General features: G+C 60.5%; 14 protein-coding genes. 8 read left to right on the top strand and 6 right to left on the bottom strand.

What is annotated here, in order from left to right:
• Both JI744_RS13275 and JI744_RS13270 read left to right on the top strand, forming a co-directional pair.
• Positions 1-1233, top strand: coding sequence for an argininosuccinate synthase (locus JI744_RS13275; RefSeq protein ID WP_202661740.1), 1233 nt, complete (start codon positions 1-3; stop codon positions 1231-1233).
• 179 nt (positions 1234-1412) lie between these two features.
• Positions 1413-2135, top strand: coding sequence for a hypothetical protein (locus tag JI744_RS13270; RefSeq protein WP_202661614.1), 723 nt, complete (start codon positions 1413-1415; stop codon positions 2133-2135).
• A gap of 54 nt (positions 2136-2189) precedes the next feature.
• On the opposite strand, the gene JI744_RS13265 is transcribed toward JI744_RS13270, so the two are convergent.
• Together JI744_RS13265 and JI744_RS13260 are read right to left on the bottom strand one after the other, a co-directional pair.
• A complete protein-coding gene (locus tag JI744_RS13265; protein ID WP_236019440.1) occupies positions 2190-2906 on the bottom strand; it encodes a sulfotransferase-like domain-containing protein in 717 nt (238 codons plus the stop codon).
• A gap of 3 nt (positions 2907-2909) precedes the next feature.
• On the bottom strand, positions 2910-3809 hold the full coding sequence (locus JI744_RS13260) for a D-amino acid aminotransferase (RefSeq protein ID WP_202661613.1): 900 nt from the start codon (positions 3807-3809) through the stop codon (positions 2910-2912).
• 147 nt (positions 3810-3956) lie between these two features.
• On the opposite strand from JI744_RS13260, the gene JI744_RS13255 reads away from it, so the two are divergent.
• A complete protein-coding gene (locus JI744_RS13255; protein ID WP_202661612.1) occupies positions 3957-4865 on the top strand; it encodes a hypothetical protein in 909 nt (302 codons plus the stop codon).
• Positions 4866-4984: 119 nt separating this feature from the next.
• Positions 4985-5221: a hypothetical protein gene (locus tag JI744_RS13250; protein WP_202661611.1), complete on the top strand. Its 237-nt coding sequence runs from the start codon at positions 4985-4987 to the stop codon at positions 5219-5221.
• Positions 5222-5254: 33 nt separating this feature from the next.
• On the opposite strand, the gene JI744_RS13245 is transcribed toward JI744_RS13250, so the two are convergent.
• On the bottom strand, positions 5255-7513 hold the full coding sequence (locus JI744_RS13245; protein WP_202661610.1) for an NADP-dependent malic enzyme: 2259 nt from the start codon (positions 7511-7513) through the stop codon (positions 5255-5257).
• A gap of 251 nt (positions 7514-7764) precedes the next feature.
• Between JI744_RS13245 and mutS the strand changes: the two genes are divergently transcribed.
• Positions 7765-10377 (top strand): DNA mismatch repair protein MutS, encoded by a 2613-nt coding sequence (gene mutS, locus JI744_RS13240; protein WP_202661738.1) that lies wholly within the window; start codon positions 7765-7767, stop codon positions 10375-10377.
• Between the two features lie 52 nt (positions 10378-10429).
• On the opposite strand, the gene JI744_RS13235 is transcribed toward mutS, so the two are convergent.
• Both JI744_RS13235 and hrcA read right to left on the bottom strand, forming a co-directional pair.
• Positions 10430-10960, bottom strand: a complete 531-nt coding sequence (locus JI744_RS13235) for a nucleotide exchange factor GrpE (RefSeq protein ID WP_202661609.1) — start codon at positions 10958-10960, stop codon at positions 10430-10432.
• A gap of 28 nt (positions 10961-10988) precedes the next feature.
• Positions 10989-12056, bottom strand: coding sequence for a heat-inducible transcriptional repressor HrcA (gene hrcA / locus JI744_RS13230; protein ID WP_202661608.1), 1068 nt, complete (start codon positions 12054-12056; stop codon positions 10989-10991).
• A 109-nt stretch (positions 12057-12165) separates the two neighbouring features.
• Here hrcA and rph point away from each other — a divergent pair, with 109 nt between their 5' ends.
• The 3 genes from rph (at position 12166) to hemW (ending at position 14745) form a co-directional block, all read left to right on the top strand.
• Positions 12166-12882: a ribonuclease PH gene (gene rph / locus JI744_RS13225; RefSeq protein WP_202661607.1), complete on the top strand. Its 717-nt coding sequence runs from the start codon at positions 12166-12168 to the stop codon at positions 12880-12882.
• Positions 12879-13490 (top strand): RdgB/HAM1 family non-canonical purine NTP pyrophosphatase, encoded by a 612-nt coding sequence (rdgB, locus tag JI744_RS13220; protein WP_202661606.1) that lies wholly within the window; start codon positions 12879-12881, stop codon positions 13488-13490. The genes rph and rdgB overlap by 4 nt, the downstream gene beginning before the upstream one ends.
• Positions 13491-13593: 103 nt before the next feature.
• Entirely contained in the window at positions 13594-14745 is a 1152-nt protein-coding gene (hemW, locus tag JI744_RS13215; RefSeq protein ID WP_202661737.1) for a radical SAM family heme chaperone HemW, read from the top strand.
• A gap of 7 nt (positions 14746-14752) precedes the next feature.
• On the opposite strand, the gene JI744_RS13210 is transcribed toward hemW, so the two are convergent.
• Positions 14753-15661, bottom strand: coding sequence for a ParB/RepB/Spo0J family partition protein (locus JI744_RS13210; RefSeq protein ID WP_202661605.1), 909 nt, complete (start codon positions 15659-15661; stop codon positions 14753-14755).
• Position 15662: the final 1 nt, after the last annotated feature.

Raw genomic sequence — 15662 nt, 5'->3', positions numbered from 1 at the left:
ATGTTCAAGCCGAAGAAAGTCGTTCTGGCCTATTCCGGGGGCCTTGATACCTCGATCATCCTGAAATGGCTGCAAACCGAATACGGCTGTGAGGTCGTGACCTTTACCGCCGATCTGGGTCAGGGCGAAGAGCTGGAGCCTGCGCGCCAGAAGGCGCTGCTGATGGGGATCAAGCCCGAAAACATTCACGTCGTCGATGTGCGTGAAGAATTCGTGCGCGATTTCGTCTTCCCGATGTTCCGCGCCAATGCGCTGTACGAAGGGCTGTACCTGTTGGGCACCTCGATCGCGCGGCCGCTGATCAGCCAGCATCTGGTGCGGATCGCACATGAAACCGGGGCCGATGCGGTGGCGCATGGCGCAACCGGCAAGGGCAACGATCAGGTTCGGTTCGAACTGTCGGCGGCGGCGCTGGACCCGGCCATCAAGGTGATTGCGCCATGGCGGTTGTGGGATCTGACCAGCCGTACCAAGCTGCTGGAATTTGCCGAGGCGAACCAGATTCCGATTGCCAAGGACAAGCGCGGCGAAGCGCCGTTCAGCGTCGATGCCAACCTGCTGCACACCTCTTCCGAGGGCAAAGTGCTGGAAAACCCGGCCGAAGAAGCCCCCGAATTCGTTTATCAGCGTGTGGTTCCGGTGGAACAGGCGCCAGATACGCCGGAGTATGTGGAAATCGGGTTTGAACGCGGCGATGCCGTTTCGATCAATGGCGAGGCTCTTAGCCCCGCCACGATCCTGACCCACCTGAACGAGATCGGCGGCCGGCATGGCGTGGGCTTGCTGGATCTGGTGGAAAACCGCTTTGTCGGCATGAAGTCGCGCGGTCTGTATGAAACCCCCGGCGGCACCATTCTGCTGGAGGCGCACCGTGGCATCGAGCAGATCACACTGGATAGCGGCGCGGGCCATCTGAAAGATTCGATCATGCCGCGCTATGCCGAGCTGATCTATAACGGTTTCTGGTTCTCGCCAGAGCGCGAGGCGTTGCAAGCCCTGATCGACAAGACGCAAGAGCATGTTTCCGGCACCGTCCGCGTCAAGCTCTACAAGGGATCGGCCCGTACAGTCGCACGCTGGTCGGAAGAGTCGCTCTATTCCGAAAAGCACGTCACGTTCGAGGAAGACGCCGGCGCCTATGACCAGAAGGACGCTGAAGGCTTCATCCGCCTGAACGCCCTGCGCCTGAAACTGATCGCCACACGGAATGCGCGCGCTGCCCGTAAAGGGTAAGCCGCACGCCACGAGGGCTGTAGGCAAGAACCGGTCGGGGCGGGCGCCCCTGGCCGGTTCTTCATTCCTTGGGCGCGGTTCTGCCGTATTATTGCCGGAAATAGGGTCAAACTACGGCCAGAAATCAGGTTAACGACCTGACTCTTAGCACCCTGACCACTGTGCCGAAGGAAGTCGCCATGAAAATTCGCAGCGCCCTGACAACGCTTTTTCTCTCCGCCGCATTGATCGGCCCCGGCCCTTCGATCCTTGCGCCCCACGCGCTGCTTGATGCCGCCATTGCGGGGAACGGCAATGGCGGCGGAAATGGAAATGGCGGCGGGAAGGGCAACGGTGGCGGGAACGGAAACGCGGGCGGGAACGCCAACAGCAGCAGCAAAAGCAGCGAATCGTCTTCTGGTGCCGGCAAATCCAACGGGAACGGGGCTGTCGCATCAGAGCTGAAGGGCCTGAACGCCTCGAATGCGAGCGCCACCGCCATGGCAAATGCCGCGCCCAACAGCCAGGTTGGAAAGGTTGCAGCCTACCGTGACGCCGCCTTGGCAACGATTGACGCGCAGACTGCGGCCACTGATGCTGCAACCGACGCCGCAGCAGCCCAAGACGGTGTGACGGCAGCCACAACCTCCGTAGCCGCTGCACAGAAGGCGGTAGATGACGCCATCGCTGCGGGCGCAACGCAGGAAGAAGTTGACGCACTGAATGAAAGCCTGAGCGCGGCGCAGACCGATCTTGCCACCGCGGAACAGGAACTGGCTGATGCGCAGGCCGCAGCGTCAGAGGCTCAGGCTACGGCGGATGCAGCACAGGCGACAGAGGATGCCGCGCTTTCAACAGCCTCTGGCGGGCGCACGCTTTCGGATGCCGCGCTGTCGCAGTTGCGCAGCAATCTGGGGCTGTAAAGGCACCCAAACGGAACGGCAGACGGCTCGCCCCGGGGCGAGCCGTTTTCCATTTTACAGCCTCAGTGCAGCAAGCCTTTCATAATAGGACAGCGCCCGGTCCGACAAAGCCCGATAGGCGTCTGGCAGAGTGGGCAGCGGCCCTTCCGGCTCATCGAACCCGGTAGAGGCGTGAACAGCGTTGTACCAATGCGGTGCCCAGGGACCATCATAAGGCTTGGGCCCGGCTGGCCAGCGCAGCATTCCTTCGGCAAAGGGGATGCCCAGCGCAGCGCACAGCCGCCCCAGCGTTTCGCGCGGGGTGGCACGAATGTCGGCGGAATCGACGACCAAAGGCGCCGCGCCCAGCCGGTCGGCCACCTGATCAAACAACTCTGCCTGCTGCACGAAACCGATGTCGGCCAAGGTCGGGGCCTCGCGTTTCTTCGAATAGCTGGCAATGACGCGCGCGGGGTGGCGGATCAGGAAAACATTGGTCAGGCCCGCCATGAAGCTGCGGTCAAATCCGGCGATCATATGCAGCGTCATGTGCTTTTGGTAGAACAGCGGCTTGCCGTCGGGGATTGCGCCAAGACACGCGTTAGCCACCCGGGCCGGATCGGCAATACCCGCAGAAATCACCTGATCGGCCATTGGATGAGCGATGCCTGTCGCCTTGAGATAAGCCGCATAAAAAGGTTCGTCCCAGACCGCGCAATCACCACGCCCCGCAAAGGAATACATCATCGCGGTCGAAAGATTGCGCGGGCCAGACCACATTGCGATGCGCATGGCTCAGGCTCCTACCAGGGCCTTGTAAAGAATGCGCAGCCGTTCGGTCATCGGCCCCATCTGGCCGGTGCCGATGGTGCGTCCGTCAATCGTGCCCACCGGGGTCTGCGCCCCGAAGGTGCCGGTCAGGAACGCCTCATCCGCAGAATAGGTATCGACCAGACTGAAGTTCCGCTCAAAGACCGGGATGTCATTGACGCGGCACAGGTCAATCACCTTTTGCCGCGTGATGCCGTTCATGCAGTAGTCGCCCGTACTGGTCCAGACTTGACCCTTGCGCACGATAAAGAAGTTGCAGGCATTAGTGGTGTTCACAAAGCCATGCACATCCAGCATCAACGCCTCATCCGCGCCAGCCTTTTGCGCAGCAATACAGGCCAGAATGCAATTCAGCTTGGAATGGCTGTTTAGCTTGGGGTCTTGCGTCATCGGCAATCCGCGCAAATGCGGAACCGTTGCCAGAGTTATCGGCCGCGGGATCCTGGGGCGCGAATGCTCCATGATGATCGCAATGTTCGGCCCCTGCTGCGACAGGCGTGGATGCTGGAACGGCCGCGTTTTAACCCCGCGCGTCACCATCAGGCGGGCGTGGGCGTCGCTGTGCATTCCATTGGCTTTTTGTGTCTCTAACAGGGCATTCGTGACGCTTTCTCGGGTCATCCCGATGTCAAGATCAATGGCTTTTGCGGCGTCAAACAGGCGGTCGATATGCTCCTCCAGAAAGGACCAGCGCCCGTTATAAAGCCGAAGCCCTTCCCACACACCATCCCCCAGCATGAAGCCGGAATCATAAACCGACACCACGGCTTGCGCCTTGGGCACGATCTTGCCATTCACATAGATCAGGATGTCCTCGTTGCGGGCATCTTCTTCGGCCTGATGGGTGGAAACATGGTCTGTCATCGCACTCTCCTTGCCCCGTCACGTCAGGCCACGTCACGCTAGGCCCGCTGGCGACAAAGGCCAAGAGGTCAGGTTTGCCCTCCTTGCGGGAAAGGCGTGGTCGTGTTCTGCTGGCGGCATTTGAAATGCTATATTCCGGGAGGTCGCATGAAACAGAAGATCGTGTTTCCCCGTTTTGATGCCGAGTTGAATACCGACGTCTGCGATGCCTACAACAATGCCGAATTGACGCTGACGGTCCGCATGGGGTTTTCCCAGATCAACCCCGCTGCTGGCGCGGACGAAGGCACCTATCACGACTATGGCAACGCGGCCAAACCGGCGCGCAAGATCATCAAATGGACTCCGGCCACCTGGAAGGCGTGGAAGGACACCTTCTGCTCGTCAGTTCAGGCCTATTGGAGCGACAAGTTCTGGCTGATCAATGACGCGGGCAGCTTTCTTTACACCGCCAAGGATGCGCAGGTTTATGTTCCGAATGTCTGGTGCCGGCTGAAGGTGGTGGGGCAAGAGGGAACGGCCGCCAACAATCACCACAGCATCGATGTGGTGCGCTTGCATCCCAGTGTGAAGTGGTTCGGCTCTCATGAGCATCTTTATGATAGCAAGGACATCAACTCGGTCGAAAAGAACCGCGACAGTCACAACAAGAAGGTGATGCAGCAGGCCCATGTGCATGAGTTCGGCCATATTCTTGGCCTTGGCCATGTCGATATCGGCAAGGCGCATTGCCCGGCCAGTGGCGATACCAATGCAAGCGCCTGTTACGGCGTTTCTGACGTGGACATGAATTCCGTCATGGGATCGGGGATGCAGTTGCGGCTGGAACATTCAGCGCCCTGGCGCGAGGCGGTGCGTGCCTTTTCGGTGGCAGAGGTGTTTTCGGGCGGCGCCTCGCCCACTGACCTTCTGATGCCGTTCGCGCGACTTCTGGTTGGCAGCAACACCTTGTTCGCCGTCTGGCCCGCCAAGATGAAGCGGCATTATCCGCGCACCCCTGCCGAAGCGGCGGCGGGAACCCTGATCACGGCTCCCCCCAAGCGGGGGGCGAAATGAGTCGCGGGACCAGATTATCGCTTGCCGCCGTCTTGGCGGTTGTTTGCGCAACTGCGGTGGTTGCCCTGCTGTCGGCGGGCGGCGCCAGCGCCGGAAAAGTCAAAACGGAGGAGTGCAGAATGGACGCGGTAAGCCAGTCGATCTGTATCTACAGGCTGATTCTTGACGATATTGACGCCAAAGTAACCATGCGAGGCGGTGGCGGCCTTACGGCAATCACCCAGACCACCGATGACATCTTCGAGGCCCGTATCGCACAAGAGGGCCACGAGGATATCCGCACCTATCAGATCGAACTGTCCGAGAGCGGCGCGCCAAAAATCCTGTCCGTCAAGGAAAGCACCAAAAGCTACTGACCCGGCGGACGGGCCGCCGAGTCAAGCGGAAGGTCAGCCGACCTTGCAGGCCGCCATGACCGCCATGTTCAGGATGTCATTGGCGGTTGAGTTGGCGGAGCAGATCTGGATGGGCTTGGTCGCGCCGGTCAGAATAGGGCCGATCACGGTCGCACCCGCCATTTCCTGCATCAGCTTGACCGAGATCGACGCCGAGTGCCGCGCCGGAACCACCAGAATGTTTGCGGGGCCGGACAGGCGGCAGAACGGGTAATGCGCCATCACCTCGGGGTTGAGGGCAACATCTACCGTCATCTCGCCATCATATTCAAAATCGACCCGGCGCTGATCCAGAATCTGCGGCGCACGGTGCATTTTGGTCGCCCGCTCACTGACCGGATAGCCAAAGGTCGAAAAGCTGACGAAGGCCACGCGCGGCTCCAGCCCCAGATTGCGGGCGACCTTGGCGGCGCGGGTGGCGATGGTGGCCAGATCTTCCTCTTCTGGCCATTCATGCACCAACGTGTCGCCGATCAGTACGATGCGGCCCTTGTGCAACAGCGCGGTAACGCCAACGGCACCATCCGCCGCCGTCGCATCAAAGACATGGTTGATCAGCGACAGCACATGCGCCGATTTGCGCGTGGCCCCGGTGACCAGCCCATCGCCATGGCCATGCGCCAGCATTAGCGCCGAAAACACATGCCGGTCGCGCGCGGCAAGGCGGTGAACGTCTTGCCGGTCGAACCCCTGCCGTTGCAGGCGCTGATAAAGGAAGTCCTTGTATTGATCGAGATGGCGGTTGTTGCCGGCGTTGACGATCTCCAACTCGCGCACGGCATCGCCAAGGCCCGTTGCCTCCAGCTTTTCGCGCACATCCTGTTCGCGACCCACAACCATGGCGCGGCCAAGGCCTGCGCGCTGATAGGCCACCGCAGCACGCAGAACGCGCGGATCGTCGCCTTCGGCAAAGATCATGCGGGCCTGCGCCTGACGCGCGCGCGCGTGGATGCCTTGCAGGATGCTGGCCGTCGGGTCCATGCGCTGTTTCAGGTGCAGTTCATAGGACTTCAGGTCCACAATTGGGCGGCGGGCAACGCCGGTATCCATGCCCGCCTTGGCCACTGCGGGCGGGATGACGTGGATAAGCCGGGGGTCGAACGGCGTCGGAATGATGTAATCCCGCCCAAACGACAGCTTGCGACCATAGGCCATCGCAACCTCATCCGGCACATCTTCGCGGGCCAGTTTGGCCAGAGCCTGAGCGCAGGCAATCTTCATCTCGTCATTGATCGCGCGGGCGTGGATATCCAGCGCGCCGCGGAACAGATAGGGAAAACCCAGAACGTTATTGACCTGATTGGGATAATCGCTGCGCCCGGTCGCCACGATGGCATCGGGGCGGATGGCATGCGCCTCTTCCGGGGTAATTTCGGGATCGGGGTTGGCCATGGCAAAGATGACGGGGTTTTCCGCCATGGATGCCACCATTTCTGACGTGACCGCGCCCTTGGCCGAAACGCCAAGGAACACGTCGGCGTCCACCATCGCCTCTTCCAGCGTGCGGGCGGGCGTGTTGGCGGCATGGGCCGATTTCCACTGGTTCATGCCCTCGGTACGGCCTTGCCAGATGACACCCTTGGTGTCGCACATGATGCAATTGTCATGCTTTGCGCCCATGGATTTCAGCAGCTCCAGACAGGCGATTCCGGCGGCCCCTGCCCCGTTGAGGACGATCTTTACCTCACCGATCTTCTTGCCCGACAGTTCCAGCGCGTTGATCATCCCGGCAGCACAGATCACGGCGGTGCCGTGCTGGTCATCGTGAAACACCGGTATGTCGCAGATTTCCTTCAGCCGCTGCTCGATGATGAAGCATTCCGGCGCCTTGATATCTTCAAGATTGATGCCGCCAAAGGTGGGCGACATCAGATGGACAGCCTTGATAATCTCTTCCGGGTCTTCGGTCGCCAGCTCAATGTCGATCGCGTTCACATCGGCGAAGCGCTTGAACAGAACCGCCTTGCCCTCCATCACCGGCTTTGACGCCAAGGCCCCCAGATTGCCCAACCCCAGAATGGCGGTGCCGTTCGAGATGACGGCCACCATGTTTCCCTTGACGGTATAGTCATAGGCTGTCTCTGGCCGCTCGGCGATGGCCAGAACAGGAACCGCCACGCCAGGGCTGTAGGCCAGCGACAGGTCGCGCTGGGTGGCCATGGGTTTGGATGCCACGATGTCATATTTGCCGGGGCGCGGATCAAGGTGATAGGCCAGCGCCTCTTCCGGCGTGACGCGGTTCTTGTTTGACATTTTATTGCTCTCAATGGGCCGAAATCTTTCATATCGTTACGCGAAGGCTTGCGCAACCCGATCTGGGCGCTTGCGGGCGAAGCGGTAGGAGCATTGCTTTTGATAGTGATATAGCAGCGCTTATCCACAACAAGTTGTGGATCGCGGGGCGGGCAAGCCCCACAGCACTTTCCCTTGCATGGCTGCTTCGCTAGGATTTTGGCGCGAAGAGGGAGACAGGTGTGGCAACGGACGACACCAGCGTAACGCCGATGATGGCGCAGTATCTGGAGATCAGGGCCCAGAATCCGGGGTCGCTGCTGTTCTATCGGATGGGCGACTTTTACGAGATGTTCTTTGACGATGCGGTGGCCGCCGCCGAAGCGCTGGACATCGCGCTGACCAAGCGCGGCTTTCATCTGGGAGAGCCGATCCCGATGTGCGGCGTGCCAGTTCATGCCGCCGAGGGTTATCTGCTGGCGCTGATCCGCAAAGGGTTTCGCGTGGCGATTGCCGAGCAGCTTGAGGACCCCGCAGAGGCAAAAAAGCGCGGCGCGAAATCGGTGGTGCGGCGTGATGTGGTGCGCCTGGTCACGCCCGGCACGCTGACCGAAGATTCGCTGCTGGAAGCACGGCGACACAACTATCTGGCGGCCTTTGCCGAGGTGCGCGACACCAGCGCGCTGGCCTGGGCCGATATTTCGACCGGCGAGTTTCGGGTGATGCTGTGCCCCCCGGTAAGGTTGGCACCCGAGCTGGCCCGGCTGGCACCGAGAGAGGTTTTGATCAGCGAGGCACGCGAACAGGATTGGACCGGGCTGGTCACCGAAATCAATGCGGCGATGACGCCGCTGGCACGCGGCAGTTTTGATAGCCAAAGTGCGGAAAAGCGGCTTTGCGCATTGTTCGGCGTCGCCTCGCTGGAGGCGTTTGGTGTTTTTGACCGGGCCGAAGTGTCGGCAATGGGCGCTTTGGTTGAATATCTGGACCTGACGCAGCGCGGTAAGCTGCCGCTGTTGCGCCCGCCGGTGCGCGAAACCCTTGGCGGGGCGATGCAGATCGACGCCGCAACCCGGCGGAATCTGGAGCTGACACAGGCGCTGTCGGGCGGGCGCGAGGGATCGCTTTTGGCGGCGGTGGACCGCACGGTCACGGCGGCGGGCGCGCGGCTGCTGGAGCGGCGCATCTCTGCGCCATCGCAGGATCTGGCGGTGATCCATTCGCGGCTGGAGGCCGTTGGATTTCTGCTGGAAAATGCGCGGCTGCGAGAGGGTCTGCGCGCCGCCCTGCGGCAAGTGCCGGATATGGATCGTGCGCTGTCACGGCTGGCGCTGGACCGGGGCGGGCCGCGCGATTTGGCGGCGATCCGCGCGGGACTGACCGAAGCAGAGCGGATTTCAGCACTGCTGTCCGGCGTGCCTGCGCTGTTGGCAGAGGCGGGCAACAGCCTGACCGGGCACCGCCCGCTGGTTGATCTGCTGGACATCGCGCTGGTGGCCGAGCCGCCCTTGCTGGCGCGGGACGGCGGCTTCATTGCCAGCGCATATGATGGGGATCTGGATGAAACCCGGGCTCTGCGCGATGAGGGTCGCGGGGTGATTGGCAGGATGCAGGCGGAATATATCGCCCTTAGCGGGGTGCCGAGCCTGAAGATCAAGCACAACAACGTGCTGGGCTATTTCATCGAAACAACGACAACACATGCCGAAAAGATGTTTTCGGATCCGCTGAACCAGACCTTCATCCACCGGCAGACAACGGCCAATCAGGTGCGGTTTACCACCCTGCCTTTGAACGAGATGGAAACCCGCATATTGAACGCGGGAAACCATGCGCTGGAGATTGAAAAGCGGCACTATGAGGCGCTTAGAGCCGCAATACTGGATCAAGCGGCGATGATCGGCGCAGCCGCGCGCGGTTTGGCAGAACTGGATTTGGCGGCGGCTTTCGCGGATCTGGCACTGGCCGAGGACTGGTGCGCGCCTGAGGTGGACGGAAGCCGCGCCTTTGAGGTAGAGGGCGGACGGCATCCTGTTGTGGAACGCGCGCTGCGCCGCGTAGGGGGCGGACCGTTCGTTGCCAATGATTGTGGACTGACGAGCGGCGACACCCCAGCGATCTGGCTGCTGACCGGGCCGAACATGGCCGGTAAATCCACTTTTCTGCGCCAGAATGCGCTGATTGCCCTTTTGGCACAGGCGGGAAGCTATGTTCCGGCACGCAAGGCACGGATCGGGCTGGTCAGCCAGTTGTTCAGCCGGGTTGGGGCCAGCGATGATCTCGCGCGCGGCCGATCCACCTTCATGGTCGAAATGGTCGAGACGGCGGCAATTCTTAATCAGGCCGATGACAGGGCTCTGGTTATTCTGGACGAGATTGGCCGGGGAACCGCAACCTATGACGGGCTGTCGATTGCCTGGGCGGTGCTGGAGCATCTGCACGAAGCCAACCGTTGCCGCGCGCTTTTCGCTACCCATTACCATGAGATGACGGCACTGGCAGGAAAATTGCCGGGCGTCGCCAATGCCACGGTCAGCGTGAAAGAATGGGAAGGCGAGGTGATCTTTCTGCATGAGGTGCGCAAAGGCGCGGCAGACCGCAGCTATGGCGTGCAGGTGGCGCGTCTGGCCGGACTGCCGCCCGCGGTGATCGAACGGGCCAAGGTGGTGCTGGAGGCGCTGGAAAAAGGAGAGCGCGAGGGCGGCGCGCAAAAAGCGGTGATCGACGATCTGCCGCTGTTCCGGGTTGCCCCCGCCGCGCCGGTGGCGCGCGCCGTCGCAAAGGAATCGGTCGTTGAGCAGCGCCTGAAGGCGGTTCACCCCGATGAGATGACGGCGCGGGAAGCGTTGCAGGTTCTTTATGAGCTGAAGGATTTGCTGAAATAGAAAGGTGCGCGCAAAGCACGCACCTCACCGGGCCTATGGCCGATTGTTGGGCTTAGCCGGGGGTAGAGGATACCCCTACCTGCGCGGGGCGCAGCAGCCGATCATGCAGCAAGAAGCCCTGCGTCATTACCTGTATGATCTGGCCCGCCTTGGTGCCGGGGACCGGGGCCTCGAACATGGCCTGGTGCATCTGCGGATCGAACTGGTCGCCCGCGGCTGGGGAAATGGGGGTGACGCCGTGTTTGGTCATCACATTGGTCAGCTCTCGCAGCGTCAGCTCGACCCCTTCAATCAGGGCTGAGGCCTGCGTGCGGGTTTCATCCGAGGCCGCATCCAGCGCACGGGTCAGATTGTCGTAAACCGGCAGCAAATCTCGGGCGAGACGGGTTGAGCCGTATTGCTCTGCCTCGCGGCGGTCGCGGTCAGCGCGTTTGCGCGAGTTTTCAGCATCGGCCAGTGCGCGCATGAAGCGGTCACGCAGTTCATCGCGTTCGGCGCGCAGTGCATCCAGCTCATCTGCCGCGAGAAAGTCCTCGGAGGCGTCCGGCGAAATCGATTCGGTGGCCGGGTTGTCCTGTGCCATTGCAGTCTTCCTTGTCTTTCCGTTGTCCCTAGCCCCCGCCACGTTCGGACAAGAGCCTGCCGACCATTTGGGCGGTGTAATCGACGATCGGAACAATGCGCCCGTAGTTGAGCCGCGTTGGTCCGATCACCCCCACCGCGCCGATGATCTTACGGTCAGCGTTCATATAGGGAGAGACCACCAGAGAGGAACCCGAAAGTGAGAAGAGTTTGTTCTCAGACCCAATAAAAATGCGCACGCCCTCGCCGGATTCGGCAAGTTCCAGAAAATCAGCGATGTCGCGCTTGCGTTCAAGGTCATCGAACAGGGTGCGTATCCGGTCGAGGTCCTGGGTTTCGGTCGCTTCCAGCAGGTTTGCGCGACCGCGCACGATCAGGCGCTCGGCCTGTTCGCCGTCATTTTGCCAGACAGCGAAACCTGATTCCACCAATGCGCGCGCCAGAGAGTCGATCTCTTGCCGCCGCTGGGCGATCTGGATCGATACGGTGCGGCGCAGTTCTGACAGGGTACGGCCTTCGGCAAGCGCATTGAGAAAGTTTGCAGCCTCGCGCATGGAGGCCGGGGTTTGACCTGCGGGTGGGGTGAACAGGCGGTTTTCAACCTGACCGTTGGCAAAAACCAGAACGACCAGAACCCGGTCGGGCGACAGCGAGACAAATTCAATGTGGCGGATTGGCGCCTCTTGTTTCGGCGCAAGCACGACCGAAGCGCCGCGGGTGATGCCGGACAGGGTGGCTCCTATCTGGTCAAGCAGGGTTGTGACGTCCTGATCGCCGGCGGCAAGGGCGGCATCCATCACGTCGCGGTCTTCGGCGGCGACCGATCCCACCTCCAGCAGCCCATCGACGAAAAGGCGCAGGCCAAGCTGAGTGGGGATACGTCCTGCGGAAACATGCGGGCTGCCGAGCAGGCCCAAAAGCTCTAGATCCTGCATGACATTGCGGATGGTTGCAGCCGACAGGCGCTCTGTCATCGATCTGGTCAGGGTGCGAGAGCCAACCGGATCACCGGATGCCAGATATCCCTCGACCACGCGACGAAAAACCTCGCGTGAGCGGTTGTTCAGTTCCAAAAGCAGTTTCGTGCCGTCTGTCATGCCGGTGTTCCGATCCGCCCGATATTAGGAACGCAATGCGGTCAGCGTCAATGTGGGTTGCGTCGGAGCCGCTCGAAGGACTAATTGGCGATAAAACAGGAGGATCAACATGCGACCGTCTGGCCGGGCCCTTGATGAACTGCGCCCCGTATCGATCGAGGTTGGCGTGACTCGACACGCCGAGGGATCATGCCTGATCCGCATGGGTGATACCCATGTTCTTTGCACGGCAACGATTGAAGACAAGCCGCCGCCGTTTCTGAAGAATACCGGGCTGGGCTGGGTCACGGCCGAGTATGGCATGTTGCCCCGCGCGACCAATACCAGGATGCGCCGCGAGGCTGCTGCGGGCAAGCAATCGGGCAGGACACAAGAGATTCAGCGCCTGATCGGCCGCGCCTTGCGGGCCGGGGTTGATCGGAGCGCCTTGGGTGAACGGCAGATCGTGATCGACTGCGACGTTATCCAGGCGGATGGCGGTACACGCTGTGCCTCTATTACCGGGGGGTGGGTTGCACTGCGGCTGGCTGTGAATCGCCTTTTGAAGGCCGGTTCGATCACGAGCGATCCGATTTTGGACCATGTTTGCGCCGTGTCGTGCGGAATCTATGCCGGACAGCCAGTGGCGGACTTGGATTACGCTGAGGATTCTGTTGCCGGCACGGATGGAAACTTTGTCCTTACCGGGCGCGGCCGGTTGATCGAGGTGCAGATGTCCGCCGAGGGCGCGACATTCTCTCGCGATGAAATGTCCGCGCTTCTGGATTTGTCGGACGCAGCGGCCAAGACGCTTTTGGCGGCACAGGCGGAGGCCGTGGGGAGTTGAGCCGGAAGTTCGCTGGAAGCTCTTTGGTTATTGCCACCCACAATCGCGGCAAACTTGAAGAGATGCAGGCCCTGTTTGCGCCCTATGGCGTCAAGGTGGTTTCTGCTGCCGAACTTGGCTTGGCGGAGCCAGAGGAAACCGAGAGCACCTTTGTTGGGAATGCCAGGATCAAGGCTCGCGCTGCGGTTCTGGCTACTGGAATGCCGGCTTTGGCGGACGATTCAGGGATAACCATCGACGCACTTGATGGCGCGCCCGGAGTCTATACGGCGGATTGGGCGCAGACGCCAAATGGACGAGATTTCCACAAGGCGATGGTGGAGACTTGGGCCAAGTTGGAGGCGGTTGGGGCCCCAACTCCTCGCAAGGCACAGTTCAGATGTACGCTTGTTCTGGCGTGGCCGGATGGGGATGAACGTATCTTTGAAGGGGATGTATCCGGGCAGATTGTTTGGCCGATGCGCGGCGCTGAAGGGCATGGATATGACCCCATCTTTCAGCCTGACGGATATGATATTACATTCGGCGAAATGGTCGGCGCAGAGAAAAACCGCATAAGCCATCGGTCAGATGCATTCCGAAAGTTGATAGTGGAATGTTTCACGTGAAACACTCTGTTGTGTGGAGACCGCCCGGCGCAGATGAGGGGCGCTTGTGTCTGTCTATCGCGCCGATCCTGCCCGCTGGCATCGGCGTTATGGGTGCAAGCTGATGGAAGATTGGAGGCACGGCGGATTTGGCCTGTATATCCACTGGCCGTTTTGCCAATCCAAATGCCCATACTGCGACTTCAACAGCCATGTTGCATCAAGCGTCGATCAAGACAAATGGCTGACGGCCTACTTGCGAGAGATCGACCGGCTGGCCGCTGAAACCAAGGGGCGCGTGCTGTCGTCGGTATTCTTTGGCGGTGGCACGCCCTCACTGATGAACCCCGAAGTCGTTTCGGGTGTCATCGACCATGTTCGCAGGTCATGGCCAATGACCAATTCCGCCGAAATCACCCTAGAGGCGAACCCAGGTTCGGTCGAGGCTGGACGATTTTCGGCCTACCGTCAGGCCGGAGTTAACCGCATTTCAATGGGGATTCAGGCCCTGAATGACGAGGCCCTACGCAAACTGGGACGATTGCATACTGCCCCTGAGGCGCTGAAGGCTTTCGGAATCGCGCGCGACCTGTTTGACAGGGTCAGCTTTGATCTCATTTACGCCCGGCAAGAACAAACGGTACAGGACTGGCGGGCAGAGCTGAGGCTCGCTCTGTCCTATGCCATTGATCATCTCTCTCTCTATCAACTGACGATCGAAGAGGGCACGCCCTTTGCTGCCCGGCTGTTAAAAGGCGGGCTGACCGGCCTCCCAGACGAGGATCGCGCGGTCGCTCTTTTTGAGGCGACACAGGAAATATGCGACGCGGCAGGCCTGCCATCCTATGAGGTTTCGAACCATGCCAGACCGGGCGCTGAATCGCAACACAACCTGATTTACTGGCGTGGCGGGGATTATGTCGGTATTGGCCCCGGTGCGCATGGAAGGTTGACGCTTGATGGTGTGCGCGTAGCGACCGAATGTCCTCGCGCACCCGATACTTGGCTGAACTCTCGCACTCCTGAACTACCAAGAATGACGCTCTCCGCCCTCGAACACGCCGAAGAATATGTTCTTATGTCGCTCCGGCTGAGCGAAGGCCTGGAGATGGACCGACTTATAAATATCCGAGGAAAGGCGCCCAATTATTCTGTGCTGAACGAGTTGAAGGACCAGGGCCTGCTGCTTATTGAAAACGGCCGACTCACTGCGACCCCTCGAGGAAGAATGCTGCTGAACGCTGTTATAGAAAAAGTCGCAGTCAGCTTGGCCTGATACAGCGTTAACTTCTCATGTCACGCGATACGGAAGAAAGCACGCGACAAAGCAGATCAAGATCATCAAGGCTATAGTATGTGATCGTCAGCCGCCCCCTATCACCTCCAGCTTCGTGGGCTATCGACACCGGCATACCCAAACCAGCCGCAAGATCCGCTTCAATCGCCTTGGTATCAGCATCCTTTTCGCCCGACCCAGAGGCGCGGCGCCGCGATGCGGGTGACACGGTTGATCTGCGGACGAGATCTTCCGTAGCGCGAACCGAAAGACCCTTGCCAACGATTTTGGCAGCCAACGCAACAGAATCCGGCACAGAGATCAGCGCCCGCGCATGCCCTGCCGTCAGCGTTCCCGCCGCGATCATGTTCTGTATCTCTTGCGGCAAGGTCAGGAGCCGCAAAGTATTGGCGATGTGACTACGGCTCCTGGACAAGGCTTCGGCAATCTTCTCTTGGGTGTGACCAAAGCGATCCATAAGCTGTCGATAGGCCAATGCCTCTTCCAGCGGGCTAAGGTCTGCTCGCTGGACGTTTTCGATAATCGCGACCTCAAGCACTTCAGTATCACTGAATTGCCGAACCAGAACAGGCACTTCGTGAAGTTGCGCAATCTGGGACGCTCGCCAGCGACGCTCGCCAGCGACAATTTCGTAAACCCCCACATCGCCCGTCGGCCGGACGATCAGCGGTTGAATTACGCCTTTCTGTCGGATCGATTCAGCCAGCTCTTGCAGGGCAGCAGCATCAAAATGACGGCGCGGCTGGTCCGGATTCGCAATCAGACGCTCGATTGGAACCAGCAGATCAGCACTCGCAACCACTCCGGCTTGACCGTGCGAGTGATCAAGATTTACGTCAGCCATAAGTGCGCTCAGACCCCGACCGAGCCCGCGCCGTTCAATCTTCTTTTCCATA

It is taken from the genome of Fuscibacter oryzae, assembly GCF_016765795.1.
GTDB classification, from domain to species: domain Bacteria; phylum Pseudomonadota; class Alphaproteobacteria; order Rhodobacterales; family Rhodobacteraceae; genus Fuscibacter; species Fuscibacter oryzae.
Note: the sequence above shows the minus strand (reverse complement) of the source record. Positions and strands in the feature narration are given on the sequence as shown.